At 59.3% G+C, this 16501-nt stretch carries 14 protein-coding genes; 9 read left to right on the top strand and 5 right to left on the bottom strand.

What is annotated here, in order from left to right:
- Nucleotides 1-213: 213 nt before the first annotated feature.
- Together QSJ36_RS03765 and QSJ36_RS03760 are read left to right on the top strand one after the other, a co-directional pair.
- The gene (locus QSJ36_RS03765; protein WP_285467037.1) at nucleotides 214-3369 is read left to right on the top strand and encodes an autotransporter outer membrane beta-barrel domain-containing protein; all 3156 of its coding nucleotides are present in this window, start codon (nucleotides 214-216) and stop codon (nucleotides 3367-3369) included.
- A 365-nt stretch (nucleotides 3370-3734) separates the two neighbouring features.
- Nucleotides 3735-4478 carry a PEP-CTERM sorting domain-containing protein gene (locus QSJ36_RS03760; protein ID WP_022396325.1) on the top strand — a complete coding sequence of 248 codons (744 nt, stop codon included), beginning with the start codon at nucleotides 3735-3737 and terminating at the stop codon, nucleotides 4476-4478.
- 170 nt (nucleotides 4479-4648) lie between these two features.
- On the opposite strand, the gene asnS is transcribed toward QSJ36_RS03760, so the two are convergent.
- The 4 genes from asnS to QSJ36_RS03740 form a co-directional block, all read right to left on the bottom strand.
- On the bottom strand, nucleotides 4649-6016 hold the full coding sequence (gene asnS, locus QSJ36_RS03755; RefSeq protein ID WP_180971069.1) for an asparagine--tRNA ligase: 1368 nt from the start codon (nucleotides 6014-6016) through the stop codon (nucleotides 4649-4651).
- 108 nt (nucleotides 6017-6124) lie between these two features.
- Nucleotides 6125-7330: a C39 family peptidase gene (locus tag QSJ36_RS03750; RefSeq protein WP_215443253.1), complete on the bottom strand. Its 1206-nt coding sequence runs from the start codon at nucleotides 7328-7330 to the stop codon at nucleotides 6125-6127.
- Nucleotides 7331-7627: 297 nt separating this feature from the next.
- Nucleotides 7628-7945 carry a thioredoxin gene (gene trxA, locus QSJ36_RS03745; RefSeq protein ID WP_022396328.1) on the bottom strand — a complete coding sequence of 106 codons (318 nt, stop codon included), beginning with the start codon at nucleotides 7943-7945 and terminating at the stop codon, nucleotides 7628-7630.
- Nucleotides 7946-7983: 38 nt separating this feature from the next.
- Nucleotides 7984-8703 carry a hypothetical protein gene (locus QSJ36_RS03740; protein ID WP_285467032.1) on the bottom strand — a complete coding sequence of 240 codons (720 nt, stop codon included), beginning with the start codon at nucleotides 8701-8703 and terminating at the stop codon, nucleotides 7984-7986.
- A gap of 189 nt (nucleotides 8704-8892) precedes the next feature.
- Between QSJ36_RS03740 and QSJ36_RS03735 the strand changes: the two genes are divergently transcribed.
- The 7 genes from QSJ36_RS03735 to QSJ36_RS03705 are packed head-to-tail and all read left to right on the top strand — an operon-like array spanning nucleotide 8893 to nucleotide 16044.
- Entirely contained in the window at nucleotides 8893-9573 is a 681-nt protein-coding gene (locus tag QSJ36_RS03735; protein ID WP_102731255.1) for a hypothetical protein, read from the top strand.
- A 15-nt stretch (nucleotides 9574-9588) separates the two neighbouring features.
- Nucleotides 9589-10773 carry a hypothetical protein gene (locus QSJ36_RS03730; RefSeq protein WP_022396331.1) on the top strand — a complete coding sequence of 395 codons (1185 nt, stop codon included), beginning with the start codon at nucleotides 9589-9591 and terminating at the stop codon, nucleotides 10771-10773.
- Nucleotides 10774-10790: 17 nt separating this feature from the next.
- Nucleotides 10791-12017 carry a prenyltransferase/squalene oxidase repeat-containing protein gene (locus QSJ36_RS03725; protein WP_215458382.1) on the top strand — a complete coding sequence of 409 codons (1227 nt, stop codon included), beginning with the start codon at nucleotides 10791-10793 and terminating at the stop codon, nucleotides 12015-12017.
- Between the two features lie 3 nt (nucleotides 12018-12020).
- The gene (locus tag QSJ36_RS03720; protein WP_102729850.1) at nucleotides 12021-13274 is read left to right on the top strand and encodes a prenyltransferase/squalene oxidase repeat-containing protein; all 1254 of its coding nucleotides are present in this window, start codon (nucleotides 12021-12023) and stop codon (nucleotides 13272-13274) included.
- A gap of 8 nt (nucleotides 13275-13282) precedes the next feature.
- On the top strand, nucleotides 13283-14416 hold the full coding sequence (locus QSJ36_RS03715) for a glycoside hydrolase family 43 protein (protein WP_251828004.1): 1134 nt from the start codon (nucleotides 13283-13285) through the stop codon (nucleotides 14414-14416).
- 21 nt (nucleotides 14417-14437) lie between these two features.
- The gene (locus tag QSJ36_RS03710; RefSeq protein ID WP_102721550.1) at nucleotides 14438-15547 is read left to right on the top strand and encodes a glycoside hydrolase family 43 protein; all 1110 of its coding nucleotides are present in this window, start codon (nucleotides 14438-14440) and stop codon (nucleotides 15545-15547) included.
- A gap of 20 nt (nucleotides 15548-15567) precedes the next feature.
- Nucleotides 15568-16044 carry a hypothetical protein gene (locus QSJ36_RS03705; protein ID WP_102727334.1) on the top strand — a complete coding sequence of 159 codons (477 nt, stop codon included), beginning with the start codon at nucleotides 15568-15570 and terminating at the stop codon, nucleotides 16042-16044.
- On the opposite strand, the gene QSJ36_RS03700 is transcribed toward QSJ36_RS03705, so the two are convergent.
- A complete protein-coding gene (locus QSJ36_RS03700; RefSeq protein WP_102721552.1) occupies nucleotides 16041-16460 on the bottom strand; it encodes a hypothetical protein in 420 nt (139 codons plus the stop codon). The two genes, QSJ36_RS03705 and QSJ36_RS03700, sit on opposite strands and share 4 nt — an antisense overlap.
- Nucleotides 16461-16501 lie beyond the last annotated feature (41 nt).

The raw sequence follows: 16501 nt of genomic DNA, 5'->3' as shown, positions 1-16501 counted from the left end.
TCCTTTCCGGCTCCAGGTTTAAAAACCCTGTCATGACAAAGACCGCCAGACAATAGCCGCAACCATCTTATCCTGAATCATTTTCATTCCCATCTCCATCAAACCTTCCCATGTCATCCCACTGAACAGCCCGGAACGAGAATCATCTAAAACCTCGGGCGCCGTGATTGTCACGAACGCATAACCACCTAATCATTAAACAAATAAAAAAGCATGAAATTAAGACTCCCACATATGCTGCTGGCAGCAGTTATCGCTTGCCTTGGCAGTTTCTCCGTTGCTACGGCAGCTAACTATGCGGCCAACAGCGCCGATTCATTCGTGACGGCCTGGAACCAGGCTGCCGCCTCGAATGAAGCGTCAACCATCACTATCACCGTGCCGGCAGGCTCCGATAACATCACACTGACCCAGGAACAACGGGCCCAGTTGAACGCCATCTCCGGAACGGGCAACGTTACCGTCCAAATGGCGGACCCCAGCGGCAAACTGGTTAATTTCAATTATGATCTGGTTAATGGACAGGTCAGCTTCAACGACATCACGCTTAGCGAACCCCTGGGAAGCGACAATGACATCGTAGTCACGAACGCCACGGACACCACCACCATTGACGGCAGGAACATTGCCATCGAAGGAACGAATGACGCCGCCAATCCCAAGACGGTAGGCGCCACCGTCACTTCCACGAACGGACAGGTAGGCATCGGCGACAACGTTTCCATGGAAAAAGCCGTCACCGTTACCGGCCAGGCGGCCCACACGGTGGACCCCTCCACGCCCCCGGCAGGTCAGGCCTATACCAGGACGACCTACGACACCTACAGCAATTCCAACGAGCAGGCCGTGGTCCTGGGCAACAACGTCACCATGCAGGACACCGTGACGGCTACCGGCCAGATCGTCAGTGATCCGGCGGCCAAAGTTACGCTGAACGGAGACGTGACCTCCACGGCCGGGATCGGCACCGTGACCACGGAACAGTTTGACGCGGCCAACAACCAGAACAGCAAAACCGTCATCGATTCCATGGATGACAGCATTTCCGGCGGCATCGTCCTTGGTGAAACCACGGCCGGATCCATCATCATCAAGACTGTAGGCGGCAATGTTTCCCTGGGAGACAACACCGTTCTGAACGGCACCACCGTTTCCGCGGAATCCGTCGACCTGAACAAGACGGTTTACAGCAATGACGACGGCAACTGGAATACGGTTGTGGGCACGGAAAAGCTGGACACCATCGAAGGCAGCGTCACCCTGGGCAACAACACCACCGTCAAGGGGAATTCCACCCTGACGGCGGATGACAATATTGCCATCGGCACCAACAGCGTGATCACCGGCAATACCGCCGCTGACGGCATCATCACTGCGGGAGGCCAGATCTCCATCGGAGACGGCACCCAGGTCGTGGGCAACACCGCCACCAACGCCGGCAAGGCCGCCATCAACCTGGCCGACGGCCAGACCCTGTACATCGGTTCCGGCGCAGTTCTTTCCGACAACACGTCCAACGGCGTCCTCGGTTCCGTGCATGCGGGCCAGAACACCCAGATCAACGTTTATACGGACGGCACCGCCTACACCTTCATCAATGACGGCATTGACACCGCGGCTCCCGCGGCCCCCACGGCTGACGCCGCCCCTCTGGCCGCTGACCAGACCGTCATGACGAAGACCGGCACGGGCACCCTCGTCTACGGCGGCGGAGCCACCGACACGTTCGGAGGCACCTACCAGCAGCTTGAAGGCAACCTGATCATCGGCCACGCCACCTTTGGAACCGTGGACGCCGCTACCGGAAAAGTCGGTCCCCTCCAGTCCATCGGCGCCGCCGTAATGGGCACGGACGATACGGTTTACGACATCCGGACGGGCCAGGTGACCCTGGCGCAGAATTCCACCATGAAGGGGGCTTCCGCCACCTTCGGCGGCGATTCCACCCTGCTCCTGAGCGACGGCTCCGTGCTTGACTTCGGCACCCCGGCCACCTTCACGGATAATTCCCGCGTGGGCATCCAGGTATCCGACGCCACCGGCAATCCCGTCCCGATCGCCCAGCTGAAGAAGGGCACGGAAAGCGTGAACGTCACGCTGAACGGCACGGACATTTCCGGACGCCTGCTGAACAACCTGTTCCTGACCACCACCATGGCTCCGGGAACAACGGAAGGCACCACCACCATCACCCAGAACATGAGGGGCATTGACGGTCCCATGTCCGGCTACAACGGCAACGTTTACACCGTAGCGGCCGCTCTGGAAAGCAACCGCCTGAACGTGGCCGCCGGTTCTCCCGCCGCCCAGTTCTATGAAACCCTGCTGCGCGTGACGGACCCGAACGAAGCTGCCAACATGATTCAGTCCGTCAGCGGTGAAAACGTGATGAACTTCGCGTGGGCCGCCAGCCGGACGCTGAGGAGCTTTGCCGACCTGGGACGCATCCAGTCCGCCGCTTCCATGGCCCGCCAGACGGAAGACACCATTGAAGTGGTGGACGCCAAGGGCTCCCCGATCGCCCGCAAGACGATCGCCAAGGGCAACGGCAACATCTGGGTAGGCGGCATGGGCAACTGGGATGACCAGGACGCCCGCGGAGGCATCTCCGGCTACAAGTACAATGCAGGCGGCTATGCCGTGGGTATTGACTACAAGGCTGCCCAGGGTTCCCTGATCGGCATTGCAGTGGGCCAGAGCTTCGGCGACATCAAGGACAAGAGCGGATTCGGCTCCGACTACGACGTGGATTCCTTCATGGCCATGATCTACGGCCGCATGCATCCCTTCAGGGAAAGCAAGTTCACGCTGGACGGCTACGGCGCCTACGGACGCTCCAAGTTCAAGGGCAATTCCTACATCATGGGAACCGCCGCCAACGGCAATGAAAATGCGGACTCCTTCAGCGGCGGCCTGTACGCCACCTGGACGGAACACTTCGCACTCGGCAAGGCCTTCGTAACGCCTTACACGGGTATCGAATTCATGACCACCGAACTCAAGGGCTTCTCGGAAAGCGGACCTTACGGCCGCTCCTTTGACCACGCCCGCGCCCAGAACTGGACCATTCCGTTGGGCGTGACCATCGCCCGCGCCTACCAGACGGACGGCGGCACCACCATCACCCCGGCCTTGACGGTGGCCGCGGCGCAGGATGTGAGCCGCATGAATCCCAAGTCCAACGTCAGCGGACCCCTGGGAGCCTGGAACGTGCGCGGCGTCAACGTCGGTCGCACCGCATTCCGCCTGAATGCCGGCATTGACGTGCTTTTCTCCAGCAATTGGGGAGCACGGGTCTGCTATCAGTTCGAGACCCGCAACAAGCTGACCTCCCATGGAATCAACGGAGCCATCAGCTATACGTTCTAAGTAGGACGGCGCTTCAGCGCATGCTTTTACTTGGTTATGGTAGGCCCTTTCCCGCCCTGTGCGGGAAAGGGTTTTCCGTATGTTTCAGCCACTGTCTCCTGCCGCACATTAAATCTTTTCTTTTAAAAACGGCATTTCGAAATAAAGGAATGACGTCTGCACGGATTTCCAATCCGATTCCCGGTTTATTAAAAAATAAATATTTTACAATAAATGAATTATGAATTAATTAAATGCTCGTGCCCTCTTTTCCGTTTAAGTTGTAGTAAAGATATGTTTGCCTGATGTGTTCCTCCCTCAAACATTTGCATTGACGCCGGATTGGAAATCCGTTATCCGTGTCTCTGTTAAAGTATCTGTTGAGCATGAGATTATCTACATTCTGCATTTTATGCTGCCTATCCGCCGGGATTTCCCAGGCTGCCACCTATGTCTGGAGCGGAGCGGCAGGAAACGGGATCTATGGAGATTCCAACAACTGGACGGTGGACGGCGCGCCGAACGGCTACTTCCCGCAGCACAGCACCAATGACAACGCCATCATCGGGGAAAACGCCGGAACCGTTACCTGGTCCACCGCGCAATCCTTCTTCGGCGCTACCAATACGGTCCAGGTAGGGTCCGGAAGCACCCTGGTCTGCACGACTACGATAGGGGATCTCAACGTCAATTCCTTTACCCTGGAAGGCAATTCCCATCTGGTATTTGAATCCAGCAACGCCTTTGGACTGGGCCGTGACTTTACGCTGGATTTCGGCACCTTTACGGCGGCGGAACACGGTTCCTGGACCGCTACGGACCTCACCAACTTCTGGACCAACGGAAAAACCGTCACCTTCACCGGCACGCTGGATATGAACAGCCTTTCCGGAAGCGGAACGATTGAACTGGCTTCCATCAAATCCGCCCAGCAGGGAGGCAACCTCAATCTGGACCTGAGCGGCCTGAACATCGCCAGCAACTCCCAGGTACAGGCGACCGTGACACAGGTCACAGAAAACGGCGTCACCAAGGTACTGATCAACTATGAAACCGTTCCGGAACCCGCAACGGCCACGCTGAGCCTGCTGGGACTGGGCTCCCTGCTGTTAAGAAGAAAGAGACAGTAGTCTCCGCCCCAGCACCGATTTTACCCCGGCTTGCTCCCCAAAGGGAAAGCCGGGGTTTTCTTTTGCCGGCGGGGTCAATTTTCACAAGCATTTCCCCATTCGCCAACGCGCCCGCTCCGGGGCCGCGCAATGCCGTCCCGAACGGAAAAACGGAAGCTTCTCCGCGCAGGTCAGAACTCGCAGTTGCGCGGCGTGCGGGCAAAGGGCAGTACGTCGCGTATGTTGGTCACTCCGGTCACGAACATCAGCAGGCGTTCAAACCCGGCTCCGAATCCGGCGTGCGGAACCGTGCCGTAGCGGCGCAGATCCGCATACCAGCGGTAGGCTTCCTCATTCATGCCCATGCGGCGCATGTTTTCCTCCAGAATGTCCAGCCGTTCCTCACGCTGGCTTCCCCCTACGATTTCCCCGATGCCGGGCACCAGCACGTCCATGGCGGTAACGGTCCTGCCGTCTTCGTTCAGACGCATGTAGAAAGGCTTGATCTCCTTCGGGTAATTGTAAACGATGACCGGGCATTTGAAATGCTCTTCCGTCAGGAAGCGTTCGTGCTCGCTCTGGAGGTTGATGCCCCAGGAAACGGGGTAATCAAACGTTTTCCCGCTCTTGAGCAGAATATCCACGGCTTCCGTATAGGAACAGCGCACAAACGGCGTTTCCTTCACATGCTCCAGGCGTTCCCGCAGCCCCTTGTCCACAAAGCGGGTCAGGAATTCCACCTCTTCCGCGCTGTTCTCCAGGGCGTCGCCGACCAGGAAGCGGACGAACGCTTCCGCCATGTCCATGTCTCCGTACAGGTCGCAGAAGGCCATTTCAGGCTCCACCATCCAGAATTCCGCCGCATGGCGCGTGGTATTGGAGTTCTCCGCCCGGAAAGTGGGGCCGAAGGTATAAATATTGCTCAGTGCGCATGCGAACGCCTCCCCTTCAAGCTGTCCGCTCACGGTGAGGTAGGCCGCCTTGCCGAAGAAATCCAGGGCTGCGTCACGGGAGGCGGCGTCGCCCACGTCCAGCGTCGTCACACGGAACATTTCACCGGCGCCCTCGCAGTCGCTGGCGGTAATAATGGGCGTGCTGACCCAGGAAAAGTCCCTCTCCTGGAAAAACCGGTGAATGGCATAGGCCAGCCTGCTGCGCATGCGGAACACGGCGCCGAACAGGTTGGTGCGGGGGCGCAGATGGGCGATGGAACGCAGGAATTCCGGCGTATGCCCCTTTTTCTGCAAAGGGTAGGAATCCGGAGCGGTCCCCACCAGCTCCAGGGAGGCAGCGCGCAGTTCCCATCGCTGCCTGCCCTGTCCGGCAACCAGAGCCCCGCGAACGCTCACGGCGGAGCCCGTGGTCATTTCCCCAATCCGTTCATAACCGGGAATGCCTGCATCCGCCACCACCTGGAGGGAAGCCACGGAAGAACCGTCATTTACTTCCAGAAAGGAAAAAGCCTTGGAATCACGGCGCGTACGCACCCAGCCCTGAATCAATACGTCCGGCATTTCCGCCTCACTGTTCAAAGCATATTTCACCAATGTTCTGCTGATCATGGCGCAAGTATAATACAGCGCCTTTCCCATGCCAGCAGAATTACTTTTCTCCGGAGAGAATATTCAGGCGCTTCCGGCAGCGGAAGGAGGGCGTGCAGCACGGCCTTATTTGGAGGGCTGCATAACCTGCCGCCCCGTCGTAATGGCGATGGCGTCCGCCAGCGGCATTTCCTTTTCCGTGTGGGCCGCACCCCAGGAATCCGAGAAGATGAGCGTCTTCTTTTCCTCGTCAAAGCCGATGATGAGCCTCAAATGGCCACCGCGCGTCTGGGACAGGCGCAGCGGTTCAGGAACGATGCCCAGTTGAACGGACCACAGCACGGGAATGCCCGCCGTGATGTAGGGCCTGATGGCGTTGAGCCATTTGTCCATCTGGGACGGAGATCCGGCGCGCGCCAGCTTCAGCACCTCCCCGTCCGCATTGTCCCAGAAGCCGGACCAGTCATATTCATTCTCCACCTTCTCCTTTTTTAATTTGGAGGCGGCGCGGTTGTAGGCTTTCAGCAGATTCCGGAAATCACGGGTGTCCGTCAGGGAATCCAGCACCTTGATCCGGATCTGGAAGCGCGCCCCTATCTTTTTCAGGTTCTCCGCCATTGCCGCCGTGCTGGTTCCTCCTTCCGCGGAGGAATTGGCCAGGGAAGCAAGTTCGTGCTGGTCCACGTAATCCATTCCGTAATAGGCAAAAATCCGGGCGGCGGTCGCCACCACGCAATAACCCTTCTGCCCCTGGTCTACCATGGGAATGTCCTGGATGACCACCCGTTTTCCTTCTTTCCTGACGTGCTGCTTGATGTCCGCCTTTCTGGCGCGGGAAGAAGCGTCGCCCCTCGCGATGGAAGCCTCCGTGGGGCCGGCCTTCAACCGGATGAATTCCGCTTCAAATTCCCTGCCCTCCCGCGACGTATTGGTTTCCAGGGTAATCGCCCCCTTGTCCCAAATCCAGGACCAGCCATTGACCTTGACCACCGCCTCCTTCCGGGTGGCCCGGTACTCCCTGGGCTGCACTCCGGTGAGAGCGGTCAGCCCTTCCCTGATGCGGTCCAGGCGTTTTTCAAACTCATCCTTGTCAATGGCCCCGTTGTCCCCCTTGTTGTACATCATGACGGTCATGGACTGGGGAACGCCTTCCTTCCAGTGCACCAGCATTTCCCCCAGGGACATTTCCCCTATTTTGATTGCAGGCTTCGCAATCCGGAGCTGGGTCTTGTCCCTGTCCACCCAGCCTCCGGATTCCCCGTTGAAATATTTCCCAAACAAATCCGGTTGCGGGAGGATCCAGAACGCGCCGGATTTTAAATCCGGCGCCATGTCTCCAGCGCCCCATGCGGCGGGAAGAAGGCAGCAGGCGGAAAAGACAGAGAGGAATGAAGAGATAAATCGCATAACGGCAAAGGAGTAGAGGAACGGTCCCGCTGCTCGGGGCCCATGCTGACAATGTATTCTTCCATGGCGGTCCTGCCAAGAAAAAATGCATCTTACCCCGGCGGACGGCCCGTTATTAGCCTTCCCTTCACCGGATTCATTCAGACAGGCCCCAGGAACAAAAAACCGGCCTGCCGCGGTACATTCCGCAGCAGGCCGGCTTGAATGAATAAACCAATCCGGTTACATGAACGGACGCAAACGCTGCATGATGGCGTCCTTGGAAGAGGCTCCCACCATCGTATCCATGATTTCCCCGTCCTTGATAACCAGGAGGGTGGGAATGGTACGCACGCCATAGGTAGCGGCAAGGCCGTTGTTGGCGTCCACATCCACTTTGCCCACCTTGATCTTGCCGGCCAGTTCCGTGGAAAGCTGGTCAATGATCGGGGCGATCATGCGGCAGGGGCCGCACCATGTAGCCCAGAAGTCGACAAGCACAGGAATGTCGGACTTCAGGACTTCATCCTCAAAATTTGCTTCAGAAAATACGTTTGCCATAGTACCGCTTAGAGTATTTCAACAGTCATTATGTTCACTTATTCTTCTGCATCGGCGCCATCATCGGAAGACTCTTCTGCAGGGGCATCGGAGGAGGCGTCATCGGAAGAAGATTCGGCGGCCGCGTCATCGGTCGCTTCCTCACCGGCGGAGGTGGGAGCCGCGGCAGCGGGCTTGGAGTCGCTCCCCAGCCAGCCCGTCATGCTGCGGGCTTCCAGGGTATCCGTGGCGTATTGATAACCAACGAAAATAAGCGCAAAGGCAAGAGCCACGAAGGAAAGAATATTGAGCAGCGTATTGGGGGCCGCTTCCGTATCTTCTTCAAACTTCTTGGCCGTAAAGGAGGCGGAAGAAACCGGAGCGGCCGCAGGAGCGGTATTCAGCCCGATGGTGGCCTGCGGAAGCTGGGCGGTCGCCATGCCTGCCCCGGGAGAGGTCAGGGGAACGGTGGGCGCAGCGGCTGCGGGTGCCGCACCGGCGGGAGGAGCCACGGGCGTCGTGGCGGAGCCGAGAGCAACCGTCTTCAACCCGCCGCCAAGCTTGATGCCTCCGCCGAGCCCGGCGGGACGAAGGGGAATGGTGGGCGCAGCAGCAGCGGGCGGCGCGGCGGGTGCGGCGGGAGCCGCAGGAGCGCCGGAGGCGGGAGGGACAGAGGGAGCCGCCGGTGCCTTGGGCACGGAGGGAGCGGCCGGCGGAGTCGGAATGCTGGGCGGAGGCGGAGTACCGCCCGGAATGGAGGGGGGAGGTGGATTACTCATATCGGAAAAAATAGCTGTGCTGAACGATAGCTCTCGCTTATTTCCGACCGTAAATCAAGAAAAAGAATGCGCAAAGCCCAAATTCCATGCAATTTTTTTTAATTTGGAGCGTATTCCATCCTAAACACGCTGTCCGGACTTGCCCTGAAAAGCGTTCTTTCCTACGCTGTGTATCCGGCATTATTTCATATGAAACCCATTACCAAATTAGCTTCCACCACCTTGCCCGACGGTTCCATTCTCGACCTCTGGGAACGGGACGGCTTCCATTTTCTTCTTCGTGACGGCGTGCAGCTCGCGTCCAGTTTTTCCCATGGGAGCAATGAAGCGGCGGCGGCCATGGCGGCAGCCCCGGTTAAAAGGGCCAACCAGCCCGCTTTTCTCCTGGACGGCTTAAGCCTGGGGTTCACCCTGTTTGCCCTGATGGACCTGGTCCAGAGGGAAAAGGCCCGCTTCATCGTAGCGGAGCCCTGCAAGCCGCTCGTTGACTGGCACCAGGAGCTGATGGACGGGGAACGCCCCGGCTTCCTGCACGATCCCCGCGTCAGCGTGGAATTCACTCCGGCGCTCCAGATCGCCCGCAAAAACCCGAAAAGCTTCCACGCCATCCTGTGCCGTTCCACGCATGAACGCATGAACCTGAGCGTGGCGGAGGCTTCCGACTATTTTGCCGCGCTCAAGCAGGGCGGCCTGCTGGTCATCACCGTGGCCCGGCCGGACGTCCGGCTTGCCCGCACACTCCAAAAAGCGGGTTTTGAAGTGAGCACGGAGGCCGTGCCTGCCTCACATAAAGGAAAGAAAACCACTTTTCACACCGTTATTCTTGGAAAGAAGGGGCGCTTCGTCCCCTTTTCCGCGCATCAATCCTAATTCCATCCTGCCACCATGAACCGCACAACTCTTACAACGGCCGGACTTCTGGCCGCCCTGCTCATCGGAATTCCCGCCCTGGCGGATTCCATTGCCCCGGGCATCCTGCTTCCCAAGAAAAACACCAAGTCCATTTCCTTCTCCCCCAAGGGGAGCTCGGACATTTTCCTGCTCGGCATCATGCCGCAGGGCAGCTCCGTCAAGAAGGGGGAATCCGTGGCGCAGGCGGACTTCCGCATCCTGGACAAGAGCATTGAAGACTACGAACGCACCATCAAGAGCAAAAACCTGGAAGTGCTGAAACTCCGGTATGCCCTGGACCAGCAGAAGGAACGCTCCGCGCTGGCTCTGCAAAAATACCAGACGGCCCTGACCCGGACGGAGGAGGACCAGAAAGACTTCCTGGAAAAGCGGAAGGCCCGCATGCTGGCGGAAGAAGAGGAACGCGTCAACAAGGCCCTGCGCCACATGTCCTACAAGCAGGAGGAGCTGAACCAGCTTACCAAGATGTACAAGGATGACCAGGTGGCGGAGGAAACGGAAGAAATCATCCTCAAGCGCCTGAAAAACGAACTGGGGGAAAGCGAATTTGCCGTCCAGGGAGCCAAGCTCGTCGCGGAGCTGGCCAAGCTGCGCAACATCCACCGCCTGGGGGAAGACTACGCCACGGCGGTCAAGGAAAAGCAGATGGATTTGGAACAGGCCCGGAAGCAGGCTGATTTTGACCTGGAACAGAAAAAGATAGCCCTGACGGAGGCGGAGGTGTCCCTGCGCCGCCTTCAGGACAAATACAACGAACTGAAAGCGGACCGGGAAATGGCCGCCTTCAAGGCCCCTGAAAACGGCATCCTGCTGTACGGCGGCTATGTGGCGGACAAATGGGTAGCCATTCCGGTGGCGGAAAAGCTCAAGCCCGGCGGCAAGCTGGAAGCCTTTGACAAAATCGCCACCATCGTCCCGCCGAACTCGGAACTGATCGTGCAGGCCACGCTGCCGGACTCCACCGCCACGCCCAAGGTGGGGGAAGCCGTCGTCATCAAGGTAACGAACATGCAGATTCCCGGCGTCATTACGGAAGCCAGCCCCATTCCGGGGGCGGACGGCAAGCGCCGCATCATCATCACGCCCAAGGTTCCCGCCAGCCAGATCTTCGCTCCCGGCCTCCCCGTCCAGGTCACCATCAAGGACCAGCAGGCCTGATCCCCCTACGGACCTCCATGAATAAAGCCGTCTTTTTTCTCGCCGCCCTGGGGGCCAGCACGGCGCTCTGCGCCTCCATTCCGGAGGAAAACGCGGAAAAAAGGGATACCATTCCCATTGCCAGGGTGCCGGACGTTCCGCCGCCCTCCCGGGAAACCCTGGACGCCTCCATCCGGAAGGCGGCGGACTTCCTGCTGAAGGAACAGAACAGGGACGGCTCCTGGGGAAGCCATACGCGCACCAAGGGGCTGAACGTCATCTGCCCCTACCCTGAAGGGCCCAGGTCGTTCAGAACGGCCTCCACCTCCCTGTGCGTAATCGGCCTGCTCACCAGCCCCCTGAAGGAGGACCCCGCCGTCAAGGCCGCGCTGGACAAGGCCGTGCAGTACCTGCTAACCACGCTGCCCACCCTGAAACGGGGAGACACGCGCACCGTGCTCGGCGTCTGGGGCCATGCCTACGGCCTCTCCGCCCTGAGCCGGGCGGCCCGCAATCTTCCTGCGGATTCCCCCCTGTATGCGGAACTAAAAAAAGTGGCCGGCCTTCAGGTCAAGGCGCTGGACCAGATGGCGGACGTCCAGGGCGGCTGGGGCTATTATACGTTTGAAACCTTTTCCAAACGTCCCATCGGAGAGCCCACCTCCTTCCTGACGGCTACGGTCCTGCTCGCCTACAAGGACTCGGAACAGGCCTTCGGCCTCAAGCCGGATGCCCGCGTCGTCAAACGCGCCGTCGCCTGCCTGGAAAAACTGCGGACCCCTGCCGGCAGCTACGTCTATTCCCTTTCCCACTCCTTCTATCCCGGCCGGCCCATCAACCGCCACACCGGCAGTCTGGCCCGCACCCCCGCCGGAGACCTGGCCCTGATGCGGTATGACCCGGCTTTCATCTCCAGGCGGCAGTTGGAAGACGGCCTGGAACGCATCTGGAGCCGCGGCGGCTGGCTTTCCCTGGCCGTGAAAAAGCCCATTCCCCATGAAAGCTTTGCCCAGAACGCGGGCTACTTCTTCTACTACGGGTATTATTACGCCGCCCGCTGCCTGGAGGAAGTGGCCCCGGAACATCTGGCGCGCCATGCCTCCCATCTGGCAAGCGACCTCCTGCCCATGCAGGAAAAAGACGGCTCCTGGTGGGACTATCCCCTGTACAACTACCATAAATTCTACGGTACCGGCTATGCCCTGTACGCCGTCTCCCGCGTCAGGGAATCCCTGTACCCTTCCAATGCCGCAACGGCCTCCTGACCCATGTTCCGCCTGCTGACGACCAGCCTTCTCGCGATTCTGTGCCTGCATCTTCCCGCAGCGCACGGGAAACCCGCGCAGGCGGAAAAGGCGGATGCCATCCAGATCGCCAAAATTCCGGACATCCCGCCCGCGAAACCCGAACAATTTGACCAGGCGTTCCGCCGCGGCGTAGACTTCCTGCTGAAAACGCAGAACAGGGACGGCTCCTGGGGCGACCACCGGGTGATCGGCACCTGGAACATCCTCTGCCCCTATCCGGACGGCCCGCTCACCTTCAAGACGGCAAGCACCGCCCTGTGCATTGCGGGGCTTAACGCCAGCCCCCTGCACAACGAACCCGCCGTGCAGCAGGCCATGACCCGCGCGGAAAACTACCTGATCCGTACGATGCCCCATTTGAAGCGCGGCGACTCCCTTTGCGTGTACAACACCTGGGCGCATACCTACGTGCTGGACGCCATGAGCATGCGGGCCGCAAGACTGGACCGGAACAGCCCGCGCTACCGGGAGCTGAAAAGCTGCGCCGGCGCCCAGGTGAAAAAGCTCAATGAGCTGGCTTCCGCCATGGGGGGCTGGGGCTACCTCACCTATTCCGGCTTCAGCAAACGGCCCGCGGCGCAGCCTACCTCCTTCCTGACGGGAACCGTCCTCATCTCCGCCTGGATGGCCGGAAAATCATTCGGCCTGTCGCTGGACAACAAAATATTCAGCCGCGCGTTGAAATTCCTCAAATCCCAGAGGACGCCGGCGGGAACCTACGTCTATTCCCTGGGGCATGCCTTCTATCCCGGCCGGCCCATCAACCGCCACACCGGCAGCCTGGCACGCACCCCCGCCTGTGACTACGCCATCAGGCTCTGGGAGCCGGAGGACATCTCCCTGCGCCAGCTCGTGGACGGACTGGACCGCCTGTGGAGCCGCCGGGGATGGCTGACGATGGCCCTGCACAAGCCCACTCCCCATGAAAGTTTCGCCCAGAATTCCGGCTACTTTTTCTACTACGGATACTATTATTCAGGAATGTGTCTGGACATGCTGGCCCCAAATCAGGTAAAACGCCATGCGTCTCTATTGGCGGACGACATCCTCACCCGTCAGGGAACAGACGGTTCCTGGTGGGATTACCCCCTGTACAATTATCACAAATTCTACGGCACCGGCTACGCCCTTTACGCCCTTTCCCGCGCGTGGGACAAGCTGTACGGACAGCCGGAACCGCCTTCATCCCTTACTTCCACACCATTCCGGCCATGACAAACACCATGAAATCCCTTCTGGCGCTCTGCCTGTTCTGCGGCGCGGCCGCCGTTTCCACCGCGGAAACGCCGGTCCGGCACACGTCCTTCAAGCCCGGTGAAATCTGGACGGACAACAACGGCGTGCACATCAATGCCCACGGCGGCGGCATTCTGTACGACAAGGGCACCTACTACTGGTACGGGGAACACAAGGTGGAGGGGGACGCCGGAAACCGCGCCCAGGTGGGCGTGCACTGCTATTCCTCCAGGGACCTTTACAACTGGAAGGACGAAGGAATCGCCCTGAAAGTGGTGGAAGGGGACAACTCCCACCCCATCGCCAAGGGCTGCATCCTGGAACGCCCCAAGGTGGTCTACAACAAGAAGACCAAAAAGTACGTGATGTGGTTCCATCTGGAGCTCAAGGGAAAAGGCTATGGCGCGGCCTATGCGGGCGTGGCTACGGCCACAAAGCCCACCGGACCGTTCACGTTCCTGAAAGCCGGGCGCGTCAATCCGGGCAAATGGCCCATGAACATGGACAAGAAGGACCAGACCATGAAAACGTTCAAGGGAGTGCCCGGCCTGACCTCCAGCGCCCTGCCGGAAGGCGTGCGTTCCGAGGACATGTTCAAGAAGGACTTTGAAAAAGGACAGATGAGCCGTGACATGACCATCTTTGTGGATGACGACGGCAAGGCCTACCACATCTATTCCTCCGAGGAAAACAGCACTACCCACATCGCGGAACTGACGCCGGACTACACGGAGCACACCGGAAAATTCGTCCGCGTCTTCCCCGGCCGCTTCATGGAAGCTCCCGCCATCTTCAAGCACAAGGGCAAATACTACTTCATCGCCTCCGGATGCACAGGCTGGGCGCCGAACGCCGCCCGCAGCGCCGTGGCTCCCCGCATTGCCGGACCGTGGACGGAGCTCAAAAACCCCTGCGTGGGTCCCAAGGCCGGGAGCACCTTCGGCGGACAGAGCACCTACATCCTGCCCGTACAGGGCAAACCCGGCAAATTCATCTTCATGGCGGACATCTGGCGGCCCCAGAACGCCATTGACGGCCGCTATATGTGGCTTCCCATCCAGTTTGACGGAGACCAGATCAAACTGGAATGGAAAGACGAATGGAAACTGGAAGACATGTAACCCGATTCACCGCCAACACGCATGAAAACACTGCTGCTCACCTTTTTTGCCGGACTGGCCTGCTGCCTCTCCTCCGTTGCCACGGCTGACGCCCCCGTCAAACACACGTCCTTCAAGCCCGGTGAAATCTGGACGGACAACAACGGCGTGCACATCAACGCCCACGGCGGCGGCATCCTGTACGACAAGGGCACCTACTACTGGTACGGGGAGCACAAGGTGGAGGGGGACGCCGGAAACCGCGCCCAGGTGGGCGTGCACTGCTATTCCTCCAGGGACCTTTACAACTGGAAGGACGAAGGAATCGCCCTGAAAGTGGTGGAAGGGGACAACTCCCACCCCATCGCCAAGGGCTGCATCCTGGAACGCCCCAAGGTAGTCTACAACAAGAAGACCAAAAAGTACGTGATGTGGTTCCACCTGGAACTCAGGGGGAAGGGCTACGGTTCCGCGTACGCGGGCGTGGCTACGGCCACAAAGCCCACCGGACCGTTCACGTTCCTGAAAGCCGGGCGCGTCAATCCAGGCAAATGGCCCCTGAATCTGGACAAAAAGGACCAGACGACCGAGTTCACCAAGGAGATGCCTGACTATGTCCGCATCATCCGCAGGGACTTCCCCGGCGGCCAGATGAGCCGTGACATGACCATCTTTGTGGACGACAACGGCAAGGCCTACCATATTTACTCCTCCGAAGGGAACATCACCCTGCACATCGCGGAACTGACGCCGGACTACACCGGGCATAACGGAAAATACGTCCGCGTCTTCGTCAACCGCTACATGGAAGCTCCCGCCATCTGCAAGCACAACGGGAAATACTACATGATCGCCTCCGGCTGCTCCGGCTGGGCGCCCAACGCGGCCCGCAGCGCCGTGGCCCCCCGCATGGCCGGACCGTGGACGGAGCTCAAAAATCCCTGCGTGGGGCCCAAGGCCAATATCACCTTCGGCGGACAAAGCACCTACATCCTGCCCGTACAGGGCAAGCCCGGCAAATTCATCTTCATGGCGGACATCTGGCGGCCTAAAAACGCCATTGACGGCCGCCACATGTGGCTTCCCATGAAATGGGACGGCGACCAGATCATTCTGGAATGGAAGGATGAATGGACCCTGAAGGATCTGTAACCGTTTCCTTCCCCCCTTTCATGCAGGATACGATCTACTGCTTCCACCTCCTGGCCACGAGGCAGAAGCGCACCCTGCTATATGCCCTGTGCTCCGTTCCCGTCGTCACGACAATCTGGCTGCTGAATCCGGAATGGCCTTTCTGGGCCGGTTACATTGCCTGGGCGCTCGTCTGCACGGCAGTTCTGATGATTCAATATGCCGCCCCTCTCCCCATCCGCTGCCCACACTGCGGGCATGCCGGGCTTCGCCCCGCCTCGCAGACGCCGGAGGAACAGGGAAGGCCGGATACAGGCATCATGCTGGAATGCCGGGGCTGCGGCTCCTCCTTTTATACGGACGCCTATCTCCCATGGCCGGGGAAAAGCGTTCGCCGCCGTCCCGTTTCCGCGGATGAATGGGAAGAAAAACCTGCTGTAAACAAGCCGGGCCTGCTTCCTCCGGAGAGGAAAGCAGGCCGGACAGGTTTTCGTGAATTTAACGGAGGAAAAGATTAACGGGCTTTCTTGGAAGCCATCACATAATTCCTCATGCGCTGGTCAGCGGGAGTGGTGGGGCGCACGCTGGTGACCCAGTTGCCATCCTTGTCCTTCTTCTTGATTTCCGTTCTGTCCCGGTACAGCTTCGCGGAGAAATCGTTGGAATCAAGGATCACCGGGCCGGGGCCCTTGGTGACGATGGGAGTGGGCGGTACTTCCGCCACCACCGTCATGGGGGTAGTAAGGGAATCATACCAGTACACCAGTTCCTGCTGGCCGATGGGGTTGTCCGGATAAGGCGCATAGGCTCCGTTATTGGTGGAAACCTTCACATAGGCCGGTTCCGGGAACGTGGTCTGATAGGAAGAAGGGGAACAGGCCCCCAACAGCAAAAGGCCGGCTCCGCCGACAATGATCATGGAATGCAGTTTCATATAGGCATTTGATTCCCTCCCGTCTCGTTCCGTTCAGACGA

Source organism: Akkermansia sp. NBRC 115031, from assembly GCF_030268505.1.
Taxonomy (GTDB): domain Bacteria; phylum Verrucomicrobiota; class Verrucomicrobiia; order Verrucomicrobiales; family Akkermansiaceae; genus Akkermansia; species Akkermansia massiliensis.
The sequence above is the reverse complement of the archived record's forward strand: the minus strand, read 5'-3'. Positions and strand labels throughout refer to the sequence as shown.

What these genes read in the sequence shown, in the direction of transcription:
- QSJ36_RS03765 (WP_285467037.1), top strand. Translation starts at nt 214, where the DNA reads ATGAAATTAAGACTCCCACATATGCTGCTGGCAGCAGTTATCGCTTGC.
- QSJ36_RS03760 (WP_022396325.1), top strand. Translation starts at nt 3,735, where the DNA reads ATGAGATTATCTACATTCTGCATTTTATGCTGCCTATCCGCCGGGATT.
- QSJ36_RS03750 (WP_215443253.1), bottom strand. Translation starts at nt 7,330, where the DNA reads ATGGCGCCGGATTTAAAATCCGGCGCGTTCTGGATCCTCCCGCAACCG.
- trxA (WP_022396328.1), bottom strand. Translation starts at nt 7,945, where the DNA reads ATGGCAAACGTATTTTCTGAAGCAAATTTTGAGGATGAAGTCCTGAAG.
- QSJ36_RS03740 (WP_285467032.1), bottom strand. Translation starts at nt 8,703, where the DNA reads ATGAGTAATCCACCTCCCCCCTCCATTCCGGGCGGTACTCCGCCTCCG.
- QSJ36_RS03735 (WP_102731255.1), top strand. Translation starts at nt 8,893, where the DNA reads ATGAAACCCATTACCAAATTAGCTTCCACCACCTTGCCCGACGGTTCC.
- QSJ36_RS03730 (WP_022396331.1), top strand. Translation starts at nt 9,589, where the DNA reads ATGAACCGCACAACTCTTACAACGGCCGGACTTCTGGCCGCCCTGCTC.
- QSJ36_RS03725 (WP_215458382.1), top strand. Translation starts at nt 10,791, where the DNA reads ATGAATAAAGCCGTCTTTTTTCTCGCCGCCCTGGGGGCCAGCACGGCG.
- QSJ36_RS03720 (WP_102729850.1), top strand. Translation starts at nt 12,021, where the DNA reads ATGTTCCGCCTGCTGACGACCAGCCTTCTCGCGATTCTGTGCCTGCAT.
- QSJ36_RS03715 (WP_251828004.1), top strand. Translation starts at nt 13,283, where the DNA reads ATGAAATCCCTTCTGGCGCTCTGCCTGTTCTGCGGCGCGGCCGCCGTT.
- QSJ36_RS03710 (WP_102721550.1), top strand. Translation starts at nt 14,438, where the DNA reads ATGAAAACACTGCTGCTCACCTTTTTTGCCGGACTGGCCTGCTGCCTC.
- QSJ36_RS03705 (WP_102727334.1), top strand. Translation starts at nt 15,568, where the DNA reads ATGCAGGATACGATCTACTGCTTCCACCTCCTGGCCACGAGGCAGAAG.
- QSJ36_RS03700 (WP_102721552.1), bottom strand. Translation starts at nt 16,460, where the DNA reads ATGAAACTGCATTCCATGATCATTGTCGGCGGAGCCGGCCTTTTGCTG.